Origin of the sequence: Hyphococcus sp., from assembly GCF_965267305.1 — a bacterium.
In the GTDB taxonomy this organism is placed as follows: Bacteria; Pseudomonadota; Alphaproteobacteria; order Caulobacterales; family Parvularculaceae; genus Hyphococcus.
In genome coordinates this window covers 3,982,541-4,008,845 of record NZ_OZ253945.1, presented here as the reverse complement: position 1 = coordinate 4,008,845, position 26,305 = coordinate 3,982,541, and the positions used below count along the sequence as shown (strand labels likewise).

Annotated in this window: 32 protein-coding genes; 5 read left to right on the top strand and 27 right to left on the bottom strand. The window is 60.2% G+C overall.

The window, feature by feature from the left end; translation table 11 throughout:
- Window positions 1-4: 4 nt before the first annotated feature.
- The 9 genes from nuoI to ACQY5P_RS19390 all read right to left on the bottom strand — a co-directional run bounded on the left by nuoI (window position 5) and on the right by ACQY5P_RS19390 (window position 7,647).
- Window positions 5-493, bottom strand: a complete 489-nt coding sequence (gene nuoI, locus ACQY5P_RS19430) for an NADH-quinone oxidoreductase subunit NuoI (RefSeq protein WP_428408532.1) — start codon at window positions 491-493, stop codon at window positions 5-7.
- A gap of 2 nt (window positions 494-495) precedes the next feature.
- Complete coding sequence (gene nuoH / locus ACQY5P_RS19425; RefSeq protein ID WP_428408531.1) at window positions 496-1,575, bottom strand: NADH-quinone oxidoreductase subunit NuoH; 1,080 nt, start codon at window positions 1,573-1,575, stop codon at window positions 496-498.
- A 101-nt stretch (window positions 1,576-1,676) separates the two neighbouring features.
- Complete coding sequence (locus ACQY5P_RS19420; RefSeq protein ID WP_428408530.1) at window positions 1,677-2,369, bottom strand: head GIN domain-containing protein; 693 nt, start codon at window positions 2,367-2,369, stop codon at window positions 1,677-1,679.
- A gap of 208 nt (window positions 2,370-2,577) precedes the next feature.
- Window positions 2,578-3,234 carry a head GIN domain-containing protein gene (locus tag ACQY5P_RS19415; protein WP_428408529.1) on the bottom strand — a complete coding sequence of 219 codons (657 nt, stop codon included), beginning with the start codon at window positions 3,232-3,234 and terminating at the stop codon, window positions 2,578-2,580.
- A 94-nt stretch (window positions 3,235-3,328) separates the two neighbouring features.
- The gene (locus ACQY5P_RS19410) at window positions 3,329-3,844 is read right to left on the bottom strand and encodes a hypothetical protein (RefSeq protein ID WP_428408528.1); all 516 of its coding nucleotides are present in this window, start codon (window positions 3,842-3,844) and stop codon (window positions 3,329-3,331) included.
- Window positions 3,828-4,307 (bottom strand): hypothetical protein, encoded by a 480-nt coding sequence (locus ACQY5P_RS19405; protein ID WP_428408527.1) that lies wholly within the window; start codon window positions 4,305-4,307, stop codon window positions 3,828-3,830. Before ACQY5P_RS19405 ends, ACQY5P_RS19410 begins: the two co-directional genes overlap by 17 nt.
- Window positions 4,304-6,409 carry an NADH-quinone oxidoreductase subunit NuoG gene (gene nuoG, locus ACQY5P_RS19400; protein WP_428408526.1) on the bottom strand — a complete coding sequence of 702 codons (2,106 nt, stop codon included), beginning with the start codon at window positions 6,407-6,409 and terminating at the stop codon, window positions 4,304-4,306. The genes ACQY5P_RS19405 and nuoG overlap by 4 nt, the downstream gene beginning before the upstream one ends.
- A gap of 117 nt (window positions 6,410-6,526) precedes the next feature.
- Entirely contained in the window at window positions 6,527-7,375 is an 849-nt protein-coding gene (locus ACQY5P_RS19395; protein WP_428408525.1) for a sulfotransferase domain-containing protein, read from the bottom strand.
- A gap of 41 nt (window positions 7,376-7,416) precedes the next feature.
- Window positions 7,417-7,647: a hypothetical protein gene (locus ACQY5P_RS19390; RefSeq protein WP_428408524.1), complete on the bottom strand. Its 231-nt coding sequence runs from the start codon at window positions 7,645-7,647 to the stop codon at window positions 7,417-7,419.
- A 156-nt stretch (window positions 7,648-7,803) separates the two neighbouring features.
- Between ACQY5P_RS19390 and ACQY5P_RS19385 the strand changes: the two genes are divergently transcribed.
- Together ACQY5P_RS19385 and ACQY5P_RS19380 are read left to right on the top strand one after the other, a co-directional pair.
- Window positions 7,804-8,433, top strand: coding sequence for a helix-turn-helix domain-containing protein (locus ACQY5P_RS19385; protein ID WP_428408523.1), 630 nt, complete (start codon window positions 7,804-7,806; stop codon window positions 8,431-8,433).
- Between the two features lie 77 nt (window positions 8,434-8,510).
- Window positions 8,511-9,596 carry an acyltransferase family protein gene (locus ACQY5P_RS19380; protein ID WP_428408522.1) on the top strand — a complete coding sequence of 362 codons (1,086 nt, stop codon included), beginning with the start codon at window positions 8,511-8,513 and terminating at the stop codon, window positions 9,594-9,596.
- 66 nt (window positions 9,597-9,662) lie between these two features.
- On the opposite strand, the gene ACQY5P_RS19375 is transcribed toward ACQY5P_RS19380, so the two are convergent.
- The 18 genes from ACQY5P_RS19375 to hutH form a co-directional block, all read right to left on the bottom strand.
- Entirely contained in the window at window positions 9,663-10,064 is a 402-nt protein-coding gene (locus ACQY5P_RS19375; RefSeq protein WP_428408521.1) for an HU family DNA-binding protein, read from the bottom strand.
- A gap of 142 nt (window positions 10,065-10,206) precedes the next feature.
- Window positions 10,207-10,728: an N-acetyltransferase family protein gene (locus ACQY5P_RS19370; protein WP_428408520.1), complete on the bottom strand. Its 522-nt coding sequence runs from the start codon at window positions 10,726-10,728 to the stop codon at window positions 10,207-10,209.
- Window positions 10,729-10,730: 2 nt separating this feature from the next.
- Entirely contained in the window at window positions 10,731-12,032 is a 1,302-nt protein-coding gene (gene nuoF, locus ACQY5P_RS19365; RefSeq protein ID WP_428408519.1) for an NADH-quinone oxidoreductase subunit NuoF, read from the bottom strand.
- Window positions 12,033-12,062: 30 nt separating this feature from the next.
- On the bottom strand, window positions 12,063-12,284 hold the full coding sequence (locus tag ACQY5P_RS19360; RefSeq protein WP_428408518.1) for a hypothetical protein: 222 nt from the start codon (window positions 12,282-12,284) through the stop codon (window positions 12,063-12,065).
- Window positions 12,277-12,516, bottom strand: coding sequence for a hypothetical protein (locus tag ACQY5P_RS19355; protein ID WP_428408517.1), 240 nt, complete (start codon window positions 12,514-12,516; stop codon window positions 12,277-12,279). The genes ACQY5P_RS19360 and ACQY5P_RS19355 overlap by 8 nt, the downstream gene beginning before the upstream one ends.
- Before the next feature lie 8 nt (window positions 12,517-12,524).
- A complete protein-coding gene (locus ACQY5P_RS19350) occupies window positions 12,525-13,025 on the bottom strand; it encodes a nuclear transport factor 2 family protein (protein ID WP_428408516.1) in 501 nt (166 codons plus the stop codon).
- Window positions 13,026-13,051: 26 nt separating this feature from the next.
- Window positions 13,052-13,732 (bottom strand): NADH-quinone oxidoreductase subunit NuoE, encoded by a 681-nt coding sequence (gene nuoE, locus ACQY5P_RS19345; RefSeq protein WP_428408515.1) that lies wholly within the window; start codon window positions 13,730-13,732, stop codon window positions 13,052-13,054.
- 129 nt (window positions 13,733-13,861) lie between these two features.
- Window positions 13,862-14,128, bottom strand: a complete 267-nt coding sequence (locus ACQY5P_RS19340; protein ID WP_428408514.1) for a hypothetical protein — start codon at window positions 14,126-14,128, stop codon at window positions 13,862-13,864.
- A gap of 73 nt (window positions 14,129-14,201) precedes the next feature.
- Window positions 14,202-14,777 carry a hypothetical protein gene (locus ACQY5P_RS19335; RefSeq protein ID WP_428408513.1) on the bottom strand — a complete coding sequence of 192 codons (576 nt, stop codon included), beginning with the start codon at window positions 14,775-14,777 and terminating at the stop codon, window positions 14,202-14,204.
- A 111-nt stretch (window positions 14,778-14,888) separates the two neighbouring features.
- Window positions 14,889-16,109, bottom strand: a complete 1,221-nt coding sequence (locus ACQY5P_RS19330; RefSeq protein WP_428408512.1) for an NADH-quinone oxidoreductase subunit D — start codon at window positions 16,107-16,109, stop codon at window positions 14,889-14,891.
- A gap of 2 nt (window positions 16,110-16,111) precedes the next feature.
- On the bottom strand, window positions 16,112-16,558 hold the full coding sequence (locus ACQY5P_RS19325; RefSeq protein WP_428408511.1) for a GFA family protein: 447 nt from the start codon (window positions 16,556-16,558) through the stop codon (window positions 16,112-16,114).
- 3 nt (window positions 16,559-16,561) lie between these two features.
- Entirely contained in the window at window positions 16,562-17,173 is a 612-nt protein-coding gene (locus ACQY5P_RS19320; RefSeq protein ID WP_428408510.1) for an NADH-quinone oxidoreductase subunit C, read from the bottom strand.
- 6 nt (window positions 17,174-17,179) lie between these two features.
- Window positions 17,180-17,749 (bottom strand): NuoB/complex I 20 kDa subunit family protein, encoded by a 570-nt coding sequence (locus tag ACQY5P_RS19315; protein WP_428408509.1) that lies wholly within the window; start codon window positions 17,747-17,749, stop codon window positions 17,180-17,182.
- The gene (ndhC, locus tag ACQY5P_RS19310) at window positions 17,740-18,135 is read right to left on the bottom strand and encodes an NADH-quinone oxidoreductase subunit A (protein ID WP_428408508.1); all 396 of its coding nucleotides are present in this window, start codon (window positions 18,133-18,135) and stop codon (window positions 17,740-17,742) included. Before ndhC ends, ACQY5P_RS19315 begins: the two co-directional genes overlap by 10 nt.
- 186 nt (window positions 18,136-18,321) lie before the next feature.
- A complete protein-coding gene (locus tag ACQY5P_RS19305; protein WP_428408507.1) occupies window positions 18,322-18,882 on the bottom strand; it encodes a c-type cytochrome in 561 nt (186 codons plus the stop codon).
- An 89-nt stretch (window positions 18,883-18,971) separates the two neighbouring features.
- Window positions 18,972-20,639, bottom strand: a complete 1,668-nt coding sequence (hutU, locus tag ACQY5P_RS19300) for a urocanate hydratase (RefSeq protein ID WP_428410694.1) — start codon at window positions 20,637-20,639, stop codon at window positions 18,972-18,974.
- A complete protein-coding gene (gene hutG, locus ACQY5P_RS19295) occupies window positions 20,632-21,441 on the bottom strand; it encodes an N-formylglutamate deformylase (RefSeq protein WP_428408506.1) in 810 nt (269 codons plus the stop codon). The genes hutU and hutG overlap by 8 nt, the downstream gene beginning before the upstream one ends.
- Window positions 21,438-22,973, bottom strand: coding sequence for a histidine ammonia-lyase (gene hutH, locus ACQY5P_RS19290; RefSeq protein ID WP_428408505.1), 1,536 nt, complete (start codon window positions 22,971-22,973; stop codon window positions 21,438-21,440). Before hutH ends, hutG begins: the two co-directional genes overlap by 4 nt.
- A gap of 93 nt (window positions 22,974-23,066) precedes the next feature.
- On the opposite strand from hutH, the gene ACQY5P_RS19285 reads away from it, so the two are divergent.
- From ACQY5P_RS19285 to ACQY5P_RS19275, 3 genes are all read left to right on the top strand, one after another.
- Window positions 23,067-24,434 carry a formimidoylglutamate deiminase gene (locus ACQY5P_RS19285; RefSeq protein WP_428408504.1) on the top strand — a complete coding sequence of 456 codons (1,368 nt, stop codon included), beginning with the start codon at window positions 23,067-23,069 and terminating at the stop codon, window positions 24,432-24,434.
- On the top strand, window positions 24,431-25,123 hold the full coding sequence (locus ACQY5P_RS19280) for a GntR family transcriptional regulator (RefSeq protein ID WP_428408503.1): 693 nt from the start codon (window positions 24,431-24,433) through the stop codon (window positions 25,121-25,123). Before ACQY5P_RS19285 ends, ACQY5P_RS19280 begins: the two co-directional genes overlap by 4 nt.
- A gap of 192 nt (window positions 25,124-25,315) precedes the next feature.
- On the top strand, window positions 25,316-26,287 hold the full coding sequence (locus tag ACQY5P_RS19275; protein WP_428408502.1) for a polyprenyl synthetase family protein: 972 nt from the start codon (window positions 25,316-25,318) through the stop codon (window positions 26,285-26,287).
- Window positions 26,288-26,305: the final 18 nt, after the last annotated feature.

Here is a 26,305-nt window from a genome sequence, read left to right as displayed (position 1 = left end):
CCGGTTACCGATAGGGCGCATCAAGTTCGAGATTGCGGGCGATCTCGCGCTCCCAGCGGTCGCCATTCGCGAGGAGCCGGTCCTTGTCATAGAACAGCTCTTCCCGGGTCTCGGTCGCGAATTCGAAATTCGGCCCTTCGACAATCGCATCCACCGGACAGGCTTCCTGACAGAAGCCGCAATAGATGCATTTGGTCATGTCGATATCGTAGCGCGTGGTGCGGCGCGAACCGTCGTCGCGGGGCTCGGCCTCAATGGTGATCGCCTGCGCCGGACAGATCGCTTCGCAGAGTTTGCAGGCGATGCAGCGCTCTTCCCCGTTCGGATAACGGCGCAGAGCATGTTCGCCGCGGAAGCGCGGAGACAAGGGGCCTTTTTCAAAGGGGTAATTCAAGGTCGCTTTCGGCGTCACATAATATTTCATGGCAAGGCCGAACGCCTTGATGAAATCCAGCAGCAGGAAGCCTTTAAGCGCTTGTGCGATGCGAGCCATGTCTAGCTCCTCCAGCTCTGAAGGTAATCGACCGCGCCGGGGAACGCCAGGAGCACCCCCGACACCAGCACCACCCAGACGAGACACAAGGGCAGGAAGATCTTCCAGCCGATGCGCATGAGCTGATCGTAGCGATAGCGGGGCACGATCGCCTTCACCATGGCGAACATGAAGAAGAAGAAGACGACTTTCAGGATGAACCACAACACCGGCATGGGCCCCCACATCAGCGGCTCCCACGGGATCGGGGAATGCCAGCCACCGAAGAAGAGGATCGTCAGCATGGCGCACATCAGGACGATATTCGCCAACTCTCCGATCATGAACATCAGGAAGAGTGTCGAGGAGTATTCCACCTGATAGCCGGCGACGAGTTCGGATTCTGCTTCCGGCAGGTCGAAAGGCGGGCGGTTGGTCTCCGCCAGCGCCGAAATGAAGAACACAACAAACATCGGGAAAAGCGGAATGAAATTCCAGTTCCAGAAGCCGCCGCCGGCGCGGGCCTGGCTTTCGACGATTTCGGAGAGGTTCAGCGATCCGACAAGCAATAGGACGGTGATGATGACGAAACCGATGGAGACTTCATAGGACACCATCTGCGCCGCCGACCGGAGGCTGCCCAGAAACGGATATTTCGAATTCGACGCCCAGCCGCCCATGATGACGCCGTAAACGCCGAGGGAGGAAATCGCGAAGAGATAAAGGATGCCCACATTGATGTCGGCGCCCACGAGCCCCGGGCCCACCGGGATCACCGCCCAGCCCACGAGCGCCAGGACGAAGGTGATGATCGGCGCGAGAATGAAGACGACCTTGTTCGCGCCGGCCGGGATCAAGATTTCCTTAAAAACGAATTTGAAGAGGTCCGCGAAGGACTGCAGCAGGCCGAAGGGGCCGACGACGTTGGGGCCCTTCCTCATTTGCACGGCGGCCCAGACCTTGCGGTCGAAATACATGAGGAACGCCTGCGCCAGGAGCAGCGTCACGAGGACCGCCAGCGCGCCCGCCGCCGTCGAAGCCAGCCACCATCCCCAGCCCAGATCGGTCGGCCGGGTGACCAGATTTGTCCAGATCTCTTCCATGGGGCCGCGTCATAACGAGGATCGCCCCTTTAGTCACCTAGGAAAAAGGAGCCAATCCGTCGCGGACAGGCCCCTTTTCAGGCGGGTTTGGCGCTCTCGCCCTATTTCACGTTGATCGAGGCGATGAAGCTGTTGGTTTTCTCGACCCGGCCGGGCGAGCCATAAATATCGACGGAGCCGATGCCGCTGACTGTGGCGTCCGCCGCCTCGCTGGCGTAGACGCTGGCCGAGCCGACACCGGAGACGTCGATGTCGACCTCGCGGCATTCAAGTTCCTTGGCGTCGAGATCGCCAACGCCGGAAACATCTGCGTCCAGCCGGCCGCAGGTCCCGCTGATTTCAAGATCGCCAACCCCGGCGAGATCGATCTCGAAGTCATCGGCGTCGACGCCCGAGATCTTGCCGTCGGCGACGCCGGCGATGTCGACGCCGTTGAGCGCCGGCAGGGTGATGTCGGCCGTAAGACCGAAATTGCGCCAGCGATGTTTGCCATTGCCGCCTTCCCTGCGGTCGAGCTTCAGCACGCCGTTTTCAACGCTCGCCTCCAGCCGCTCCATTTCCGATGGAGCACCCGACACGACCACGGAAAAGTCGCCGCCAACGGTCACGTCGATCTCGAATACGCCGCCAACATCGATCTCGTCGAACCCGACGAGATCAAGCGTTTCCGTGACGTCCTGGCTCTTGTCGCGCCCGCCGATGTCTCGCAGCGAACCGAACGCATAATGCGCGGCCGCTCCGGCTATCACGAGCGCCAAAATCAAACCGATAATAATGCCAAAGAAAATTCTCATGGGTCGCCTCCCGTTTATCCCCAGTGAATATTAGCACCGGCGCACGAAGACACAAACGCAGCTCGCCATGTCTGAAGGGCGGGTCGGCGAATTGGGGCCCGATTGGCTTGTGGTCTGCGGCCTGTCGTGTCCCGATTAAAAAGAAAGGGCGCCGGCGGCGCCCCTTATTTGCGGTCCACAGACCACTGATAACTGGATGCAGAACTCGTCAGTGGACGGTGATGTCCGCGAACATGCTCTTGTTCTTGCTTACCTTGGAAGGCGATCCGTAGACGTCGATATCGCCCATGCCGGAGACTTTTGCATCTACTGCATCGCTGGCGAACACCACCGCGCTGCCGACGCCGGAGACTTTCACCTCGGCCGTCGCGCATTCAAGACCGCGGGCGTCGAGATCGCCGACGCCGGAAAGGTTGGCGTCAAGCGCGCCGCACTCGCCGTCGACTTCGAGATCGCCAACGCCGGAAATGTTGATGGAGAAATTATCCGCATCGACATCCGACACATGGCCGTCAACGACGCCCGATATTTTCAGCGCAGTGAGGCTCGGCAGCGTTATTGTCGCCTCGATCCCGTCGCGATTATTGCGGTTTTTCTCGCCCTTCATGCGCTTGCGCTGATCGAGCACGAGCGCGCCGTTTTTCACCGACGCCTCGACCCGGTTCATTTCATAAGCAGGACCGGAAAGCTCCACGGAAAAGCCAGGCCCGACGCGCACGTCAAGCTCATAGACGCCGGCGATGGTGATGGCGTCGAAGCCGCCCAGATCGAGCTTGCTCGTCACCATTTCATCGTCATCAGCAAGAGCTGCGCCGCCTGCAAGAAGCGCCAGGGCGCCGGCGTAAAGAATAAGATTTTTGATCATTGCTCGCCTCCATCTCTTGCGACCAATGTAGCGACTTGAGCGGCGTTCGTGAAGTTCGGCTCGCCGCAGGGACGGCGCAGCCCGCCGAAGAAACTCAATGGATTCTAAAGAGGATCGGGCCTTCCGCCTCGGATTCGGCCTTTTCCGCCGCGCGCCAGTGGGGCGTCATGCGCCTTACAAAGACAAGGGAAACAATCAGCGGGGGGAGGAAAATGACAGCGAGGGTTCTGACGCTGGCGGCGCTTACCGACGGGAAACCGATTGTGAACAACACCAGCACGGCAACGGCGACGCCCATGGCCGCGCCGAGATAGGGCCAGAGATTGCGCCGCTTGCGTTTTTCAAGGGCCGCGAAAAGCGGCGCGCCGAACGCCACGCTGGCGCCGAAGCCCACCAGAAAAATCAGGATACTGACGAAGAGACCTTCAAGGAGAGCGGACACCAGCAATGTCAGAGAAAACCCGTTCAGGAGTTCCGCCGCGGCGAACAGGAGCGTGAGCGCGCCGCCGGCCAAAGCGCCAGCAAGCACGGCGACGACCATTTCCTCGAAAGCGACATTGATGCGGATTTGATCGAGTATCTCCGCCTGTTTCTCATCGGTAGGAAGCATCACTAACACGTTCTGAACGGCTTGTTAAAACCCCGAAGACAGCGGCGATCACAATCGGCGGCACGCCATAGAAGAAAGATATGCCAGCTAACTCATCAGCGGTCACCTGCACTCCATGAGCGAACCCTGGAACAATCCACAGGGCAATAAGGATCATGGATGCAATTGCGCCGCCAAATATATAGCCGAGCAAATTATTCTTTTGTGTTTTCACGAGCAGGTAGTGAATTGGCGCGCCAATAAGCAAAGCGGCTAAATAACCTATATGCACGGCAACCAGAAAATATAGTCCGAACGTTCTGGCCGAATCCAAAAGATTAGGCCCCTCCTCGGACGAGGACTCATTTAGCAAAAGGCTCAAAAGGATCAGAACGACCGCACAAATGAGAAGCCCTAACGGCACAGAGATCAAAGCATTGACGACCACGCGGCCGGAAAAAGCTTTCTGAAGCGCCGTCGTCACTCCGCCGCCTGACGCTTTGCGCCGCTCATCACGGCGGAACATTCCGACATGGTTTTCGAGGCGCGGGCGATTGGGTTGGTGAGATAGTAATCTCTCACCGCCGAGACGAAAGGCGCGCCGTCCATCTCGCCCGCAACGCCGCAGGCGCTCGCATCGAAGCGCTCTTCCAGATTGCCGATCTGGTCGATACGGCCGAGCGACGGCGCGTCGGCGATCATCGCCTGGCGCAGCGCGAACACGTCGTCATAGGGGAGCGTCTTGCCAATGCGGTCGGAGAGCGCGCGTATGATCGCCCAGTCTTCGCGCGCGTCGCCCGGCGGGAACGCGGCGCGGTTCGCAAGCTGCGCCCGGCCTTCGGTGTTCACGAAAATCGCGTTTTGTTCGGTATAGGCCGCCGCCGGGAAAATCACATCGGCATAGCGTGCGCCCATATCGCCATGGCTGCCCTGATAGACGACGAAGGCGCCGTTAAGCTTCTGCCCGTCGAACTCATCGGCGCCGAGATTGTAAACGAACTCGATTTCCCGGGCGCTGCAGGCCTCGAGAATGCCAGCGAAGTCCTTCCCGCCCTCACCTGGAAGGAAGCCCAGGTCGAGCGCGCCGACGCGGCCCGCCGCCGTATGAAGCACGTTGAAGCCATTCCAGTCGCCGCGGATGGCGCCGACGCCATCGGCGAGTTTGGCCGCTGCGTTGAGGATCGCAGCGCCGTCTTTGCGCGCAAGGGCGCCCATACCGACAATGACCACAGGATTTTTCGCGGATTTCAACGCCTCTGCAAAAGCGCCCTCGCCTTTTGCAAGGCTCGCCAGCGTGTCGGGCCCGGCGCCGAGATAGTCGTAATCGTAGGAAAGATCATTCTGTTCGCCGATAAGGCCGATCTTCACATCGAGATTGTTGAGCCAGACTTTGCGAATGCGCGCATTGATCATCGGCGCTTCGGCGCGCGGATTGGTCCCGATCAGCAGGATGACATCCGCCTGCTCGAGATTGGCGATGCCGGTGTTGAAGAGATAGCTGCGCCTGTCGCCGCTCCCGATCTTCGCGCCGTCCTGACGGCAGTCCATATGCGGCGTGCCGATGGCGGTCATCAGGTCTTTCAGCGCCTTCACCGCTTCGGCGGGAACGAGATCGCCGGCGAGCGCGGCGACTTTTTCCTTCGGCGCCGCTTTCAGCTTTTCGGCGACGACCGACAGCGCCTCATCCCAGCTTGCGGGCTGCAAGCGGCCGTCCTTGCGCACATAGGGTTTGTCGAGCCGTTGGCGCCGGAGACCGTCCCACACGAAACGCGTCTTGTCGGCGATCCATTCTTCATTCACGCCTTCATGCAGGCGCGGCAGGATGCGCAACACCTCGCGACCGCGCGCGTCGACGCGAATGTTCGAGCCGACGGCGTCCATAGCGTCGATGGAATCGGTTTTGCGCAGCTCCCATGGCCGCGCGTTGAATGCATAAGGCCGGGAGGTGAGCGCGCCCACCGGGCACACGTCGATGAGGTTGCCGGTGAGTTCGGACTGGACCGCCTTTTCAAGATAGGTGGTGATTTCCGCATTCTCGCCGCGATTGACGAGACCCAGATCGTCAACGCCGGCAATCTCCGTCGCGAACCGGACGCAGCGCGTGCATTGGATGCAGCGGGTCATGATCGTCTTGATCAGGGGGCCCATATATTTTTCTTCGACGGCGCGCTTGTTCTCCGCATAGCGCGACCCGTCGCGGCCATAGGCCATGGCCTGATCCTGAAGGTCGCATTCCCCGCCCTGGTCGCAGATCGGGCAATCGAGCGGGTGGTTGATGAGGAGGAACTCCATCACCCCTTCGCGCGCCTTTTTGACCATGGGCGTGTTGGTGAAAAGCTCAGGCGGCGCGCCGTCGGGACCGGGGCGCAGATCCCGGACATTCTGAGCGCAGGAGGCGACGGGCTTCGGCGGCCCGCCCTTCACCTCGATGAGGCACATGCGGCAGTTGCCCGCCACCGACAGACGCTCGTGATAGCAGAAGCGTGGAATCTCCTCCCCCGCGGCCTCGCAGGCCTGCAGGAGGGTGAGGTTCGAGGCGACTTCGATCTCCTCGCCGTTGACTTTGATGACGCGCGTCTCGCTCATGCCGGGCCTTCTTGAGGGGTCTGATATCCAAATTCGGGGCGTGGTTTAGCCGTCTTTACCCCGTGAGGCTAGAGCGCGCGGGCCGCCTTGCCGTCGCAGCCCGGCCGGCTTTTTCGCTCAGATTCCAAACCGCTGCATGTCCTGGCGCCAGTTCTCCGGCAGATCGCCCTGGAACCGCTCGTTGACCCCGCGATAGACATGGGCGTAGGCGCGCACGGCCTGCTCGCGCCGGGCGGGCGGCATTTCGCCTTCGATAGAGGCGTTGGAGCGGGCGCCGAAATCAGCGGGTTTTGGCTTGATCCCGGCGAATGCGCAAATCCGGTCGACCGCGCGTTGCGTGAACAGCCTTTCGTAGAATTCCACATGAAGGCGTTCCGGAGAGAAAGCCTTCAGGACTTCTTCAAAGGTGCGTTCGTAATTGCCCAGAAGCTGGAAGTCCTCGCGCCCGATCAGCCGGTCGAACATGACGTCGATGTCAAACATAGGGTTGTGCGTCTGATTGAATTTCATCGACGACCAGAAACGATCGGCCGGATTGCGCAACAGGAAAATCAGCCGCACATCGGGATGAATATCCCTCATCACGCTGAAGGCGTGGCCGTCCAGCATGGAATAGTCAGGCGTCGCTTCAAAAAGCACAGGCCGTCCTTGCGCGCCCCAGCTCATGAAGCGGAGATATTCATTGGGATTGGCGATCATCCGAAAGCGCAGGAGCATGGCGTGAAGCCGCTGCTGAATGATGGGATCGCCGCAGGTTGCAAGCGTCAGATTTGCAGTCAGGCGCTGATATTCCGCCAACATCTCTTCTTCATATTTCGCGCACCATTGCGGAACAAAGCGAGCATCGAAGAAATGCACTTCCTTTACCGGCGGCATGTGCGCCTGCGGGTGCGCGCGCAAATAGTCGGCGAGCCAGGTTGTGCCGGCCTTTTGCGCCCCGATGCAGACAAGCAGAGTTTGCGACATGCCTTCCTTCGCCGCGCCTGGCGTGAAGACAAGCGCCTTTCCTATTTTTCGCGCAGAGATTGCTCAAGCCGGTCAAGGCTTTTCGAAATGCTTTCCTGACGGAGGATTGTGCGTTGCGCCGCGCCGCCGATGCGCTGGCATTCTTCATACAGGACATCAAGCCGGCCTTCCATCCGCTCAATGGCGGCGGACATGGCGTCGAGCCGGGCCGAGAAGGCGTCGATGGTCTCACGCAGCTTCTTGGCCTCGTCGTGTTGTTTTTTCTCTGCCATTTTCCAATCCCCTCGCCGCTTCCCGCCTTTTCCGCCGAGCGCGCAGCCCAGCGTCAACAAATAACTCGCATAAATTGTCAAAATCGCAACAACCCCTTTAAATTGTTGCGAAATTGTCCATCGCAAATCAACCCTAAGCCTTTCATGTTGCAGTGAATGCAACGGGAAGTTGACTGGATAATCGAAGCGCTAGAGCGGGACCCGGCCAAAACCCAGACCGGGCTGGCCGCTGCGCTCGGCATCGACAAGTCCGGGGTTTCCCGGATGCTGAAAGGCCGCCGCCGGCTGAAATATGAGGAAGCGCAAAGGGCGGCCGAGTATCTTGAACTGAACCCCGCCGTCATCGAGCGCGCCGGCTTGGCTGAGTCAGAAACGCATTTTCTCCCGGAAGAAGGTCAGGAAACGCTGGCGCCGCTTTATGAAAGCGCAGCAGGCGAAAACGGCAAGTGGCTGCTAGACCTGCAACGTCCCATCGAACGCCGGCCGCAAGCACGGGATTTCGCAGGAGCCGCCTTGGTCTTCGGGTTCTACGCCCCCGACGAGTCCATGGGCCCCCGCTTTCACACAGGCGAAGTGGTTTGGGTCAACCCGGCAAGACCCCCTGCGGCGGGCCATGATGCGTTGCTGCTTGCCAAGAACGTCCCGCCAAGCGAAACGGCGGCCTATCTTTGCGTCCTTCAGGAGACGACCTCGAGCGCATACCGCATCTCCCAATATGGCGTCCGAGGGATGCGGGAATTTCCTCTGTCCGGATGGCGCGCCGCCTATGTCTATGGCCGCATCTAGGCCTTCTCGTGTTATCGAAACATTCAGAAGTGATTCGTAAACCGGAAGCTGCGCCTCAATACGAAAACAAGGATGTCATGGGGACCGACTACCAATCCTATCAGGCGCGCAAATATTTTCCCGGTCTCGACGGGCTGCGCGCCCTCGCCATCGTCGCCGTGGTCTGGCATCACAGTGCCCGTCCTGATTTTCTGCCCATGTTCGCGCGCGGTTTCGCCGGCGTAGACCTTTTCTTTGTCCTGAGCGGTTTTCTGATCGTGACGCTTTTGCTGCGGGAGAAAGCAAAGAACGGACGTATCTCGCTGCGTAATTTCTGGGCGCGCCGGTTTTTACGGTTGATGCCGGCTTATTACTTGCTTCTGTTCGCCATGCTGGGCGTTTATCTTGTCTTCAAACCAGATGACCCCGACACTGCGCGTCTTGCAGAAGGATTTCCCATATACGCGCTTTATCTGTCGAACTGGATTCATCCCGGCGCCAACAATCTCGGCATCACCTGGTCGCTCGCCACAGAGGAGCAGTTTTATGTCGTCTGGCCTCTGGTGGAGGCGTTCTTCGCGCCGGTCGCCGCCGCGGCGTTCTGGTTCGTTGCGCTGATCGTCAATCAGCTCATCAATTTCGGCGTTCTCGATCCCGCTATCGACGCCTCGTTCGGCGAAGGATTTGCAGGCAGCCGTGAAATTCTCGATTCGACGTTCACGCCAATTCTTCTCGGCGTCGGCCTGGCGCATCTTCTTCATCGCGAGAAAAGCTACGCGCTCGTAAAACGCCTCGCCGGCTTCAAATATGCGCCGCTGGTTTTCATGGGCGCGCTGTTGGTCTTGTTCAACATACCAGCCGCCGACATTTCCGGCGCGTTCCGGCTTGTCATGCATATCCTTATGAGCTTGTGGATCGCCTCGATCGTGCTGGCGCCGGCGTCGAAAACCACAGCCCTTCTGGACTGGCGGCCTGTCGCCTTCATCGGAGCGATCAGCTACGGCATGTATCTTTATCATATGTGGTGTGTTTACGCCGCGCAGATACTGATCGGAAAACTTGGCCTCTCCAATCTGTGGTTCGAATTTCCGCTGGCGCTAGCGGGAACAATCGCAATTTCCGCAGCAAGCTTTTATTTCTACGAAAAGCCCTTCCTCAATCTCAGGAAACGTTTCCGGAAGTAAAAAAGAAAACGCCCGGCTGCAAACAATCGCAAACCGGGCGTTTCGTTTCGGCGTCTGCCTAAAAAACTAGAGCACGCGCTCTTTAAGGTCTTTCGACGGACGGAACGCGACTTTTTTCGAAGCCTTGATCTTGATCGCTTCGCCAGTCGCCGGGTTGCGGCCCATGCGCGCCGCACGGTGGCGAACCTGGAGAATGCCGAGACCGGAGATGCGCAGCTTCTTGCCTTTTTTCAGGTAGCCGCCCATGCGGTCGATGAAATCGGAGACGATTTCTTCCGCTTGTTTCTTCGGCATTTCATGCGCTTCGGAAAGCTCCGCCGCGAGGTGCTTGATCGTCAGAACGTCAGGCAGCGGCTTCTTCGGAGCGGCGGCTTTTTTCTTCGCCGGCGCTTTTTTGGCGGCGGTTTTCTTGGCAGGCGCTTTTTTCTTCGCCGGCGCCTTTTTTGCGGTTTTCCGTTTAACGGCCATTTTCAGTATCCTTCAATCAGTCATTGAATGCGAAAAGCAGCCAAAAACACTGTGTTTCGCCTGCTGTCCCGGCATTATTGCGTATGATTCGCTTTGTGAGGAGACTCTAAAAAGCGCATTTAGGCCCATAAAATCGGGCTTTTTAAGCCTTTTGTGACCTTCTTTTCATGATCCATTCGAGATCGGGGTGGTTTCCGACCAGAAAGTGGTACTCGGCGACCTTTTCGAAACCGTAGCGTTGATAGAGTTTTTGGGCTCCGAAATTCTCGGAAAAGACGCCCACATAGAGATGCTCGAAATGCTCCTCGAGCCAGTCTAGCGCGGATTCGAGAAGGGCTGTCCCGAGCCCTTGGCCTTGGCGCTCGCGGTCGAGATAAAGCCGGCAGAGCTCGCCCGACTTCTCCGGCATGTCCGGCGCCGGGAGACTGCAAGGCGCGGCCGTGCAGTAGCCGATCATCTCGCCTTCCTGCGTTTCCGCCACCCAGGCGGCGGCTTCCGGATCGTTGAGAAAGTCTTCGTAATAGCCGGCGGAGTGATTGTAGGCGAGGAACTCTCGGAGGTCTTCGGCCTCGTAAAGATGCGCGAAAGTTTCAGTAAACGTCGCAACGCCCAGTTCGCTTAAGCCCGCCACATCGGCGAGCGTCGCGCGCCGGATCGCCGCCACGCTTACTCCGCCGCCGCAACCGCCACATGCGGGCGGTCGTTGCGGTAGGTGTTGATGCGTTCTTCGATCTCGTGACGGAAGTGACGGATAAGCCCCTGCACCGGCCACGCGGCGGCGTCGCCGAGCGCGCAAATTGTGTGGCCTTCAATCTGCGTCGAGACTTCGAGCAGCTTGTCGATTTCTTCGGTGGTCGAATCGCCAACCGTCATGCGCTCAAGCACGCGCCACATCCAGCCTGTGCCCTCGCGGCAGGGCGTGCACTGGCCGCAGCTCTCGTGCTTGTAAAAATAAGCGAGGCGCGCGATGGCGCGCACCATGTCGGTGGATTTGTCCATGACAATGACCGCCGCCGTGCCGAGACCGGAGCGGTGATCGCGCAACGCGTCGAAATCCATCAAGACGTCGTCGCAGATGTCTTTCGGCAGGCAGGGCACGGACGATCCGCCGGGAATGACGGCCTTGAGATTGTCCCAGCCGCCTTTGACGCCGCCGCAATGCACGTCGATCAGTTGCTTCAGCGGAATCGACATCGCTTCTTCGACGTTGCAGGGGCGGTTGACGTGGCCGGAGATCGAAAAAATCTTGGTGCCGTGATTATTCTCGCGCCCGAACTTGCGGAACCAGCCGGCGCCGCGGCGCAGGATCGTCGGGCAAACCGCAATCGATTCCACATTATTGACAGTGGTCGGGCAGCCATAAAGACCGGCGCCCGCCGGGAAAGGCGGCTTCAGGCGCGGCTGGCCCTTCTTGCCTTCGAGACTTTCGAGCAGCGCCGTCTCCTCGCCGCAGATATAAGCGCCGGCGCCGTGATGCACATAGAGATCGAAATCCCAGCCCGAGCCCGCCGCGTTCTTGCCGAGGAGCCCCGCAGCATAGGCTTCGTCGATGGCCGCCTGGAGATTGTTGCGCTCGTCCACATATTCGCCGCGGATATAGATGTAACAGACATGGGCCTTCATGGCGAAAGACGCGATCAGGCAACCTTCGATAAAGAGATGCGGATCGTGGCGCATGATCTCCCGGTCCTTGCAGGTGCCGGGTTCGGACTCGTCGGCGTTGACGACGAGATAATGCGGACGGTCTTTGACTTCCTTCGGCATGAAGGACCATTTGAGGCCCGTGGGGAAGCCGGCGCCGCCGCGGCCGCGCAATCCGGAATCCTTGATCTGCTGGATCAGCCAGTCGCCGCCCAGCGCCATCAGATCCGCCGTGCCGTTCCAGGCGCCGCGCTTCTTCGCCGCTTCAAGACGCCAGTCCTGAAGGCCGTAGAGGTTCGTGAAAATCCGGTCTTTATCTTCGAGCATGTTTCATCCGTTCGAATGCGTCACTGCTAATCAAATCAGAAGCGGCGCCAGCGCGACCACTCCAATGGCGACAATAATCAGGCCGGATTTTTGATGACCGGCGGCATATAACGAAGCCCCGAGCGCCAAGCACAACAACCCGCCAGACAAAAGCCACACGAGGAGGCGTTGCTTCACCTTCGGCCCGCTTTCCGGGTTATCCGGATCGAGCTCCGGAATATAGTGGGGGCTTTGCTTGCGATTCTCAGCCATGGGCGCCCTCGTCCGACGCCGGTTTCAGCGCAGCTTTGCTTTCGTTGAACCAGCGCACCGTCATCGCCCCGAAAACGATCGCCGTCCCGGCGACGCCGCCGATCAGGATGTTGAGATCGTCCGTATAGAGATACGCGCCGACGACGAGCATCAACACGGCGCCTTCCATCATGGCGATGTTGATCAGCCCTTTCATGGCGTCCTTGCGTTTGATGCTTTCAGGCGTCTGCACGGGTGTCGTTACTCCGCCGCATCCACTGGCGTAACCTCAACGTGCCACCACTCTTTCAGCGCCTTCACCGTTTGCGCGTCGGCGAACGCGCACAGGAAAACGCCGTCAAGTTCGATCGCGGCGCCGCCGGAGGCGCTGGTGAAGGCCGCATGCCATTGCGCCAGGCACTTGTCTTCGTAACAGGTCAGAACTTCATAAGTGAAAGTGACGTCGCGTTGGTCGGCGGTGACGCCCGCCCAGTATTCCTCAATCGCCGCGCGCCCCTGCATCACGTCCTCAAAAGGGTTTTCGTGATAGGTCGCATCGGCGGTGAACAGCGCGCCGGCTTTATCCGCATCGCGCGTCTCCCACGCTTCCTTGTAGCCATCGAGCCATGCGGCGAAATCCTGCGTCGTGACCGCCGCATTGGTTTCAGCCGAAGCCGGCTGCGCGGCGAAACACAAGCCCGCCGTCAAAGCGGCGATGGCTGCGAAGGCGGCGCTGCGCGCTGATTGGGTGCAGGTCTTCATGAATGTCACCTCGGGGCTTTCTGGGCTTACTCCGCCGGCGCTTTGGGCGCGGAATTCGGGATTTCCTTCAAGGGCTGCGTATAGCTGCCGTCATAAAGTTTCGGATCGGTGAGCGTCGTGTTCTCGCCTTCCGGGTCCGACGAATGACGGTTCGGATGCTGCGTGCCGATTTTCACTTTCTCGCCGCGGGCGAGTTTCGCCAGCAGGTCTTCGAGAATTTCCGGCGTCAGGTCTTCGTAATAATGATCGCCCTCTTTGGTCGAAATCTGGACCATGGGCGCATTGGCGCAAGCGCCGAGACATTCGACTTCGAGCCAGGAGAACTTGCCGTCCGCCGACACATGGCCTTCCGCGCCAATCACTTTTTTGCAGGTCTCGCGCAGGCCGTCGGAGCCGCGCAACATGCACGGTGTCGTGCCGCAGACCTGAACGAAGAACTCCCCCGCCGGCGCCAAATTGAACATCGTATAGAAGGTCGCGACTTCGTAGACGCGGATATATGGCATATCGAGCTGGCGGGCGATCGCCTCCATCATGGGGATCGAGCACCAGCCTTCCTGTTTCTGGCCGCGCCACAGGAACGGGATCACGCAGGAGGCCTGGCGGCACTCCGGATATTTCTTCATCTGCGCGTCGCACCAGGCCTTGTTCTCGGGCGTCCATTCAAAGGACGCGGGCTGGTCTTTCGCGGGGCGGCGGCTCGCCATGGGCGCTTCTCCTAGAAGGGGTCGTCATATTTGGCTGCGACACATAACTGATTGGCCGCAAAACGGAAGGGTTTACGGGGTCGCGGGCGCGGTTTTGGGCGGTTTTACGGGTTTAGGGCATGGAGGTGGCTATTCCAGCTCCACCTCGTTGAGGGCCGCCGCATCCTCGAAGCAGCCGAGGCAGATGACGGCGATATTGTCGGGCCCGAGGGCGTCGAACGCCTCCTGGCCGAGGGCGTTGCAGTCATTGCAGATCGCGTCCCAGACGCCGTCCGGCCCCCGGCTCCACCAGAAGCCCCGGGGCTCCCCCTCTTTAAGGGACTCGACAATATGGCGGCAGACAAAGGTCTGGGGCTGCTTGCCGTGGGTGCCGCAGGTGACGGAGGGGACTTTCATGGCCGCCCTTTTCAAGCGTCAGCCGTGAAATTTCAAGCCGTGCCTCTCCCGTCAAGCGGCCGGGCCGACTTCGTCAATCCAGAAGAATTGGCTTGCAGACCTCGACTACTTTCGGGTGCAGGTCGCCAATGCGCTGCACAACCTCCAAAGCCTTGCGAAAAGCATCTTCCGAGTTCGTCAATGTCGACGCATCAAAACGGGAAATATAATCATCAAGATCTGAAGGCATTTCAAGAAACGTTTCATAACCGAGGGCGCTCTTTTCCTCTTTCGTAAAATAGAGATGATCTTCATCAAGAAAATCGAAAAATGTATTCGCTTCCCTGCGAAACCGGCACAAAACGGCGGCCCTGGCTTCAACGGCCGCCTGCTTCTCCAATTCTTCACCGCGCTCGTCATTCTGATAACGACTGAAACGCGAAGCTTGTTCTTGCAAGACCGCGGAATAATATCCGTCCACATTCTTGCTTAGCCGCTGATATTTCGTAGTCGCGGAAACGAGTTGAGAGCAGGCGAGTCGTTTGCGCCCTTCAACCGAGCCGAACAGCCACCGGTTCTCCAGCTTTTCCAAATAATACCATGACAAATAAGCCTGCGCCGTCGCCGCGAGCGCAGCAATCGACGCCAGAATGACTGCGAAAAGTCTCATGAAAGCCCCCGTTCACGCCCCGCGCGGGAAGCCTAATATAGGACAACATCAGTGTACACCCTGACAGTACAGTCAGGGTGTTTTACAGAAATCTATTGAAAATCAGGCTCGTTAGCGATCGATCTCGCCGAACACGATGTCGAGCGATCCCAAAATCGCGGAGACGTCCGCAAGCAAATGCCCGCGGTTCATCCAGTCCATAGCCTGCAAATGCGGATAGCCCGGCGCGCGGATCTTGCAGCGATAGGGTTTGTTGGTTCCGTCGGAAACGAGATAGACGCCGAACTCGCCCTTCGGCGCCTCGACCGCCGTGTAGACCTCGCCCGCCGGCACATGAAAGCCTTCCGTGTAGAGTTTGAAGTGATGAATGAGGGATTCCATGTTCCCTTTCATCTTGTCGCGGCGCGGCGGCGCGACCTTGCCGTCCGTAGTCATCACCGGGCCCGGCGTTTCGCGCAGTTTCGCAATCGCCTGCTTCATGATGTGGACGGACTGATACATTTCCTCGATGCGGCAGAGGTAACGGTCCCAGCAATCGCCGTTCTTGCCGATGGGGATCTTGAACTCGTATTCCGAGTAGGATTCGTAAGGCTGCGCCCGGCGCAAATCCCACTGGATGCCGGACCCGCGCACCATGACGCCGGAGAAGCCCCATGCGAAGGCTTCCTCCGCCGTGACGACGCCGATATCCACATTGCGCTGCTTGAAAATGCGGTTGTCGGTGATGAGGGTTTCGATGTCCTTCACCTTTTGCGGGAACTGGTCACACCAGGCGTCGATGTCGTCGATCAGCGCTTCGGGAAGGTCCTGATGAACGCCGCCGACACGAAAATAAGCGGCGTGCATGCGGCTGCCGGAGGCGCGCTCATAGAACACCATCAGCTTTTCGCGCTCTTCAAAGCCCCAGAGCGGCGGCGTCAGCGCGCCTACATCCATCGCCTGCGTCGTGACGTTCAGAAGATGCGACAGGATGCGCCCGATTTCGGAGAACAGAACGCGGATATGCTGCGCGCGTTTCGGCACTTCGAGCCCGAGGAGCTTTTCCGCCGCAAGGCAGAAGGCGTGCTCCTGGTTCATCGGCGCGACGTAATCGAGACGGTCGAAATACGGGATCGCCTGCAGATAGGTCTTGTATTCGATCAGCTTCTCGGTGCCTCGATGGAGAAGGCCGATATGCGGATCGACGCGCTCGACGACCTCGCCGTCAAGTTCGAGCACGAGGCGCAAGACGCCGTGCGCCGCCGGGTGTTGCGGCCCGAAATTGATCGTGAACTGGCGCTCCGACGAGGCGTCGGAAGTTGAATCTTCGGGGGCGATATGTCCGTCAGCCATTTTTAGTTTCCTTGCGCCTGCGCAAACATCGCCATCACTTCCGCACCGGTCATTTTTTTCGTGGGCTGAGCGAAATCGTAATAGTCAGGCTTTTCATCGATAAATATTTCCGTCGTGAACTTCAGGCCGGACAGATCGTCGAGAGCGCCGGCATTGACGGAGTGCATAGAGCCGTCACGCATGCGGTAGAAAAGATTGGCGCCGCATGTCTTGCAAAAGAGGCGCTCGGCCCAGTCGGAGGACTGATAGACGCCCAGCTGGCTGTCGCCTTCGACCTCAGGCGCCGCTTCAAGAGAAACGCCCATCAACGGTCCGCCCACGAGACGGCGGCACATGCTGCAGTGACAGGCGTCGACATGAACGCCGTCTTCTTGCGTTTTCGGAAGCGTCTTGAATTTGACAGCGCCACAGAGACATTGGCCAGTTCTTCCGTTCGGCCGCTCAGTCATCGCTTACGCGCCCTTCCCTTCAGCTTTCTCATCACCCGGCAGCACATATTGCGCGCCTTCCCATGGGCTGAGGTAATCGAAATTGCGAAATTCCTGCACGAGCTTCACCGGTTCGTAGACGACCCGCTTTTGCTCGTCGTCATAGCGCACTTCCACATGGCCGGTGAGCGGGAAGTCCTTGCGCAACGGATACCCCTCGAAACCGTAATCGGTGAGGATGCGGCGCAGATCGGGATGACCGGAAAAGACGACGCCATACATGTCGAACGCCTCGCGCTCGAACCAGTCGGCGCAGGGGAAGACTTCCGTGATGGTCGGGATGGTTTCTTCCTCGCCGAGCTGCGCCTTCACGCGGATGCGCGTATTATTGTGCATGGAGAGGAGATGATAGACGACGTCGAAGCGCTTGGCGCGCTGCGGATAATCAACGGCGGTCAGATCGATCAGCACCAGAAACTTCGCCAAAGGATCATCGCGCAGGAACTGCATCACCGGCACGATGCGGCTCGCCGTCACTTCAATCGTCAGCTCGCCATATTCCACTCGCCAGGAGCGGATGTCGGCGTCGATGGTCGCGGCGATATGTTCGCCCAGTTCTTTCAGTTCTTCGGACATCAATCCCTACCGAACAATCGACCCTTCGCGGCGGATCTTCTTCTGTAATTGCAGGATGCCGTAGACGAGCGCTTCCGCCGTCGGCGGGCAGCCCGGCACATAAATGTCGACCGGCACGACGCGGTCGCAGCCGCGCACCACCGCATAGGAATAGTGGTAATAGCCGCCGCCATTCGCACATGAGCCCATGGAGATGACGTAACGCGGGTTCGGCATCTGGTCGTAAACCTTGCGCAGCGCCGGGGCCATCTTGTTGGTCAAGGTGCCGGCGACGATCATCACGTCCGACTGGCGCGGGCTTGCGCGCGGGGCGAAACCGAACCGCTCAACGTCATAACGCGGCATGGACGCCTGCATCATCTCGACGGCGCAGCAGGCGAGCCCGAAAGTCATCCACATCAAGGAGCCGGTGCGCGCCCAGTTGATGAGCGCGTCCGCCGGCGCGGTGATGAAACCGCGATCCGCAAGCTGGTCCGAAAGGTCTTTGAAGAACGGGTCTTTCGCGTTCGGATTATAGCCCGGTCCGCCTGCGCGCGCAGCGGTCCCGTAAGGAAGCTTGGTTTCCTCTAGCGCCATTCCAGCGCTCCTTTCTTCCACTCATACAAGAAGCCCACGGCGAAGACGGCGATGAAGACGAACATCGACCAGAAGGCGAAAATCTGGAAATCACGGTCGGCGCCGAGCTCCGGATTGAACAGCGTCACCGCCCAGGGAAACAGAAACGCCACGTCGAGATCGACGATGATGAAGAGAATGGCGACGATGTAGAACTGAACGTCGAACTTCATCCGCGCGTCGTCGAAGGCGTTGAACCCGCATTCATAGGTTGAGACTTTTTCGGGGTCCGGGTCGTTCGGCGCGATGATCGCCGGGGCGACGAGGAAGCCCAGCGCCAGCACCAGCGCGATCCCGAAGAAAACAAGAATGGGCAGCCAGTCGAGGAGGAAGTCAGCGCTCGCCACTAGTCGTCTCCAATAGGTCTTGATGCGCCCGGCGCGTGGCCGGAGCGAGTTCGGGGCGGAACCTAGAAAGGTGCGCCGCCAAAGGCAATGAGATTCCGGGCTTTTTCGGGCCCCGGAAGGGCGCGAAGCCCCTATATGAGACGGAAAACCGCAGGCCCCGCGAGGCCAGCCTGGCGACGCTAGCGCCTACTCGTTCGCCTCGAGCGGCTCCTCGACCTCGTCGGGGAATTCACCCTCCCGGCCGCGGCTCAAGTAATCGTCCCAATTCTCCATTTCCCAGAAGCGCTCATCGAGGAGACCCGAGCGGATGGTTTCCGGCAAATCTTCGAGCTTAAGGTCTTTCTGGGCGTCGCGGTCGGCGGAAAAGGCAGCGAGATTGGCGATGTCGTCGGCGGTGAGATAGATCGTATAGCCAAGCTCGATCGACTGAAGCTCGATCATCGCCGGGGCGCCGCGCCACATGCGGGCGGCGAATTCGAGGGGATCGACCGGCGGCGCGCCGATTTCCGCGTCGAGCGCCGGAGCGGCCTTGCCGCCCACGCCGTTGACGGCGTGGCAGATGACGCAGCCTTTTTCCACAAAGAGCGCCCGTCCCTGCATCGGGTCAGCCTCATGGGTGACGGAGGGCTTCAGGCTGACGGCGCCCGGCTCGGCGCTTGCTGCGGTTTCAGCCGCATTATTCTCCGCGCCGCAACCCGCCAAAATGATGGCGGCCAGCACGCCCAGTCCGGCGAAAGTTTTCCCCATGGTCTTTTTTTCCCTTTCTCCCGCGAGCCGACATTGTCGCGCCGATTCCGCGCGCCCGCAATGCGGCGAATATGAAACCCGGGAAATCTTTAGAGAATGCCGGGAAGATTGAGTCCCTTTTCCCGGGCGCAGTCGATGGCGTCCTCATAGCCGGCGTCGGCGTGGCGCATGACGCCGGTCGCAGGGTCGTTCCACAGGACCCGCTTCAGGCGCCGGGCCGCGTCTTCGGTGCCGTCGGCGACGATCACCATGCCTGCATGCTGGGAAAAGCCCATGCCGACACCGCCGCCATGATGCAGCGACACCCAGGTCGCGCCCGACGCGGTGTTCAACAGCGCATTAAGGAGCGGCCAGTCTGAAACCGCGTCCGAGCCGTCCTTCATGGCTTCGGTTTCGCGGTTGGGGCTCGCGACGGAGCCTGAGTCGAGATGATCGCGGCCAATCACCACCGGCGCTTTCAACTCGCCCTTCGCCACCATTTCATTGAAAACGAGGCCGAGGCGATGACGGTCGCCCAAGCCCACCCAGCAGATGCGCGCCGGCAATCCCTGAAACGCGATGCGCTCCTTCGCCATGTCGAGCCAGTTGTGAAGGTGCTTATTGTCGGGGAGCAGCTCCTTCACCTTTTCATCGGTGCGGTAAATGTCTTGCGGATCACCGGATAGCGCCGCCCAGCGGAACGGGCCGATGCCGCGGCAGAATTGCGGACGGATATACGCCGGCACGAATCCCGGAAAATCGAACGCGTCTTTGAGGCCCTCGTCAAATGCGACCTGTCGAATGTTGTTGCCGTAATCGAGCGTCGGAACGCCTGCGTTCCAGAAATCGAGCATCGCCTGAACCTGTATTTTCATGGAGGCGCGCGCAGCCTTCTCCACCGCTTTCGGATCGCTTTCGCGTTTCTCGCGCCACTGGCCCAAGGTCCAGCCGATGGGGAGATAGCCGTTCACCGGATCATGCGCCGAAGTCTGGTCGGTGACGATGTCAGGCTTCACGCCCCGCTTCACAATCTCAGGGAAAACATCGCCCGCATTGCCGAGAAGGCCAACGGACTTCGCCTCCCCCGCCTTCCTCCAGCGTTCGATTTTTTCGAGCGCTTCGTCGAGAGTTTTCGCCTTTTCGTCGAGATAACGCGTGCGCAACCGGAAATCGATGTGGTCTTCGTCGCATTCAACAGCGAGACAACAGGCGCCGGCCATCACCGCGGCGAGCGGCTGCGCACCGCCCATGCCGCCAAGACCGCCGGTCAAAATCCATTTGCCCTTGAGGTTGCCGTCATAATGCCGACGGCCCGCCTCCACGAAGGTTTCATATGTACCCTGAACAATCCCTTGCGTGCCGATATAAATCCATGAGCCCGCCGTCATCTGGCCGTACATCATCAGGCCCTTTTTATCGAGCTCGGAGAAATGATCCCAGTTCGCCCAATGCGGCACCAGGTTGGAGTTGGCGATCAGAACGCGGGGCGCATCCTTGTGGGTTTCAAAAACGCCGACCGGTTTCCCGGACTGCACCAGCAGCGTTTGATCTTCCCGCAAAGTCTTCAGCGTCTCGGCGATGGCGTCGAAATCGGCCCATGACCGCGCGGCGCGGCCTATCCCGCCATAGACGACGAGTTCGTCCGGGTTCTCCGCCACCGCACGATCGAGATTGTTGTGCAACATGCGGAACGGCGCTTCCGTCGTCCAGGAAAGACAGTTCAGCTCCGTTCCCGTGGGGGCTTTCACATCGCGCTTATTCGCAAATCGGTCAGTCATCATCGGCTCCGTTCAATTCACCAAAGAGCGCAAGCTTTTCGATGCGCTCCAGAATCTGTTTCAAGATTGCGCGCAATTTTTCCGCTTTCGTTTCGCTGTAGGAAAACGGCGCACTTTCGGTATCGAGATAGGCGCTCTGGGCGATCTCCATCTGGATCGCATGGACGCCGTATTGCGGTTCGCCATAATGGCGTGTGGTCCAGCCCCCGCGGAACCGTCCGTTCACGACATAGGAAAAATCGGAACCGGCGCAGACATCTGCGACCGCTTCTTCAATGGCCTTTGCACAGGTCGCAGAATTGTTCGTGCCGATATTGAGGTCCGGCAGCTTTCCGTCGAAGAGATACGGAATATGCGAGCGGATCGAGTGGCAGTCATAAAGAACCGCCACGCCATGGGCGTCGCGCACGCGGTCGATCTCTGACGCCAGCGTCAAATGATAGACCGCGTGATAGTCCATGCGGCGGCATTCGATTTCTTCTACAGTTGGCGGCGTATTCCAGATCGCTTCGCCATTGAAATCCGTAAAGGGCACGAGCCCGGTCGTGTTCTGTCCGGGATAAAGGCTGGCGCCCGACGGGTCGCGATTGGCGTCGATCACATAGCGGTGGGAATTCGCGCGCACGATTGTCGCGTTGGCTAAAAGCCCGTCATAGAGCCGGTCCACATGCCAGTCCGTATCGGCGAGCGCGCGCCCGCGTTCGTTCAACCGCGCCCTGATCTCATCGGGGACGAATACGCCGCTATGGGGCTGTCCAAGAATGACCGGCCCCTCGCCCGATATGACCGTTACAGGAGTCATGACGCGCCCAAAGCGATGGGCGCGACGCCGGCATGTTCGGACATCGCCGGCGACCGGACCAGTTGCTTTAGTCTATCGATATCATTGGAAAGGATTCTGTCTGCGCCCATGGGCGCGCATTCTTTGCGAATGGCGGCGATGACGTCTTTCAACACCGGGCTCGTCTCCAGCGGCGCGCGCATCTCGACACCTTGCGCGCCCGCCATCGCTTCGACGGCGATGATGCCGGAAAGGTTTTCGTTCATCTCGTGCAAACGCCGGGCGCCGTGGCACGCCATGGAGACATGATCTTCCTGATTGGCGGAAGTCGGCGTCGAATCGACAGAGCGTGGATTGGAAAGCGCCTTGTTCTCGCTCATGAGCGCGGCGGACGTCACTTCCGCAATCATCAGGCCGGAATTCAGTCCCGGCTTCGGCGTCAGGAATGCAGGCAATCCGTAACTCAACGCCGGGTCCACCAACAGCGCGATGCGGCGCTGGGAAATCGATCCGAGCTCCGACAATGCAATCGCGATCTGGTCCGCGGCAAACGCCACCGGCTCCGCATGGAAATTGCCGCCCGAAACGATCTCGCCGCCCGCCAGCACCAGCGGGTTATCCGTGACGGCGTTGGCTTCGACTTCAAGCGTAAAGGCCGCCTGACGCAGAAGATCGAGACAGGCACCCGCCACCTGCGGCTGGCAGCGCAGGCAATAGGGATCCTGCACGCGTTCGTCGCCTTCGATGTGGCTCGTAATGATCTGCGACCCGTCGAGCAATTCGCGCAGGCGCCGCGCCGTTTCGATCTGGCCGCGATGGCCGCGCAACGTATGAATCTCCGGATGAAACGGCGCGGCCGTTCCCATGGCCGCCTCGATAGCGAGCGCGCTTGTGGTGATCGAAGAAAGGGCGAGCCGCCATGCGTCGAAGAGGGCCGACAAAGCGAGCGCCGTCGACACCTGGGTGCCGTTGATCATGGCGAGGCCTTCTTTGGCCGACAGCACCAGCGGCTCGATATCCTCCGCCGCCATGGCGTTGCGCGCGGCTTTCTTTTCGCCGCAATGGAAAACTTCGCCCTCGCCGATCAGCGCGGCCGTCATATGCGCAAGCGGCGCCAGATCGCCCGAGGCGCCGACAGAGCCTTGCGACGGAATGACGGGGAGAATGTCGGCGGCGATGAATTTTTCGACCTGTTCGATGACCTCCCAGCGAACCCCGGAGGCGCCGCGTCCGAGCGACAGGAGTTTCAGCGCCATCACCAGCCGCGTCACTTCGGGAGAGAGCGGCGCGCCGGTGCCCGCGCTGTGAGAAAGAATGAGATTGCGCTGAAGCTGCGCGAGATCATCACTGCCGATCCGCACAGAGGCGAGTTTTCCGAATCCTGTGTTGACGCCATAGACGGGCGCGGCGCCCGCCGCCGCCTTCGCGATTTCACCCGCAGACCGCTCAATCCCGGCGCGCGCCGAAGGATCGAGACCGAAAGCCCCCTTCTCCCGATAGAGCTTTTCAAGCGAAGCGAGGCTCGCCTCGCCTGGCGTCAAGGTGGCGCTCATATGAGCCTCGATTGATCTGAACGGCGGATCGCCGCTTGATATGTGCAGTTTATTAGCTATTATGTATGCACATATTAGGCGGAGTTGCAAGCCGTGGCCTCAACAAGACTTTTCGCGCGCGAAGCCCTTACCCCTGAAGGGTGGGCGCAAAACGTCTCGGTGGAAATCGGCGCCGACGGCCGAATCGTCGCCGTGACCCCCAACGCCAACTCGCAAGGAGTCAAAGTCGGCGCGCTCCTGCCCGCCCCCGGCAACGCCCACTCTCACGCCTTTCAGCGCGCCATGGCCGGTCTCACCGAATACCGCTCCGCCGCCCATGACGATTTCTGGACCTGGCGCACGCTCATGTATCATTTCGTGGAGCGCCTGACGCCCGACGACATCGAAGCCATCGCCGCGCAAGTGCAGATGGAAATGCTCGAGGCGGGCTTCGCCGCGATCGGCGAGTTTCACTATCTCCACCACCAGCCGGACGGGACGCCTTACGAAAACCCAGCCGAACTGGGCGAGCGCATGTTCTCCGCTGCTGCGGAAACCGGCATCGGCTATGCGCATCTGCCGGTGCTTTATATGCGCGGCGGCATGGACGGGCGCGCGCTTCAAGGCGGGCAACGCCGTTTCGGAAACACGCTCGATACATTTGAGAACCTTTTTGAAAAAGCGCGCACGGGACTTGCAAATCTTCCCGGCGACGCGCGTCTCGGCGTGGCGCCGCATTCCTTGCGCGCTGTCGACGAAACGGCGCTGCGCTTTGCCGCCGGACTTCAGCGCACCGCGCCGGTGCACATTCACGCCGCCGAACAGACCGGCGAAGTCGACGAAGCCCTTGTCCATCTCGGCGCAAGGCCGGTGGAATGGCTGCTCGACAAAATGAAGATCGGCGCCGACTGGCGTCTCGTCCACGCGACGCAAATGACCGAAACGGAAACGAAAGCTCTCGCCGCTTCGGGCGCCGGCATCGTCGTCTGCCCGATCACGGAAGCCAATCTCGGCGACGGGATTTTTCCAGCGCGCGATTACTTATCGGCTGGGGGAGCGCTGGCCCTTGGCTCCGACTCGAACATTCGCATTTCGCTTTCGGAAGAATTGCGCGCCCTGGAACATTCCCAGAGGCTTCGCGACCGCGAGCGCGCGGTGCTCGCAACGCCGGAAAAATCCTGCGGACGGCGCATGCTCGAAGCTGTTGCAGAAGGCGGCGCATCGGCCCTCGGCCGCGATGCAGGCCGCATTGAAGCTGGAGCGCTCGCTGACCTTTTTGCGCTCGACACCGCCGCGCCCGATCTTGCCGGCCTTTCCGGCGACCGGCTCCTGGACGCCTGGATTTTCGCGGGCGGCGATCGTCTCGTCACTGATGTCTGGGCCGCAGGGCGGCATATGGTGAAAGACGGCCGCCACATCAAACGCGACGCCATCGCCGCGCGATTTAACAAGGTCATGTTGCGCCTTCGGAGCGAGCTGTGAACGAACGCAGCCACCACGCGATCCGGGAGGCCATCCGTGAGCGGATCTCTTCCGGCGAATGGGCGCCCGGCGCCCTGATGCCCGGAGAAGCCGACTTCGCCGATGAATATCGCTGCGCGAGGACCACGGTGAACCGCGCGCTGCAGTCTCTGGCTGAGGACGGCCTCATCGAACGCAAGCGCCGCGCGGGAACGCGGCTGAAAGAAATTCCGGTGAAGCGCGCTCGTTTCGACATTCCGCTCATCCGCCAAGAAGTGGAAGCGTCGGGCGCCCAATACCGTCCGCATCTCCTGCTTCGCGAAAACATCGCGGCGCCCGGCGCCGTCGCCGCACGTCTGCATCTCAAAACCGGAGATCGCGTCCTGCACCTCCAGACGGTGCATCTCGCCGACGGCGCGCCTTACGCCTTTGAAGACCGCTGGGTGAATATTGCCGCGGCGCCGGGCATCGTCGATGCGCCGCTCAATGACATCAGCGCGAATGAGTGGCTGTTGAAACACGCACCCTATTCGAGCGGCGACGTCGCTTTTTCCGCGGCGCCCGCTGGGGCGCGCGAAGCGGCGGCGCTCGATGTCCCGGAAGGCGCCGCGCTTTTTATCATCGACCGCACCACATGGCTCAATGATCGCCATGTGACGACCATGCGGCTCCATTACCGTCCAGGACACAAACTTCACGCCGCTCTTTGACAAGCGACAAAACCAAGGAACAGACCGCGAACGCAGCATTGCCCTGTTTCAGGACAGGAAAGTTTTCCCGCTTTGGGCCGCGCTTTATTCAACAAACGCCGTCTTAAAATTGATATATTTCCCAATGAGCGGGATTCGTGCATCATCAACCTGCAAGATGTTCCTGACGCTTGTTGATAAGGGAGGCGCGATGTGGCGTTTGAGAAACGCGGTCCAGCGGATTTCGAATCGCTAAACGCCGGCGCTGTCGACGCCTTGCGTCAGAAAATCGACAGCCGCCTTTGCGAACTTTATCGCGAAACGCCCCATGACACGCGCCTTGTATGCGCCATGCGTCATGCGCTGCTGTCTCCGGGAAAGCGCTTTCGGCCCATCATCACGCTCCTCGCCCATGCGGAGCATGGCGGCGACATCGAAGACGCTTTGGACGCCGCCTGCGCCATCGAGATGGTGCATGCCGCCTCGCTGATCATGGACGATCTTCCCTCCATGGACGATGCGCGCCTGCGCCGCGGCCGCCTCGCGACTCATGTCGTTTTCGGCGAGGGCACAGGCATGCTCGCCGCGGTTTCCCTTCTCAACGAAGCCTATCGCGTTATCGCCAATGGAAAAGCCGGCGATCCTGCGCAGAAGATTCGGGCGATCTCTTACCTCACCAAAGCGGTTGGCCCGGAAGGGCTAGCCGGCGGACAGGAACGCGACATTATGTGCGGCGGCGGCGCCGACGGTCCGTCGCTCAACGAAATCGAACAACGCCATCTTGAAAAAACCGGCGCGCTTTTCGCCGCGGCCGCCGCCATCGGCGCGGAGCTTGCGGGCGCCAATGAGCATAACGTCAGGAAGATGCACGACTATGGCGTCGCGCTGGGCCTAGCCTATCAGGCGTTCGACGATGTCATCGACGTCGAATCGACGACCGAAACCGCCGGCAAGGACGTCTCCCAGGACGAAGGCAAGTCGACCGTTGTCAGCCTGCTCGGCCGCGACGGCGCCCGGCTTTCCGCAGGGCGCTGGCTGCAGCGCGCGATCGATCTTGCCGAGGAGGCGAAACCCGGCAAGCCGGCTCTCCTTGCCGCCCTCGCCCGCAAGATCGGGGCCAAGTTCGGCGTGCGCGGCCTTAAAGACGGGACCGCGATCCGGCACGGCCGCCCCCAAGCCACCTGAGAAGGCAAGCCCAGCTTC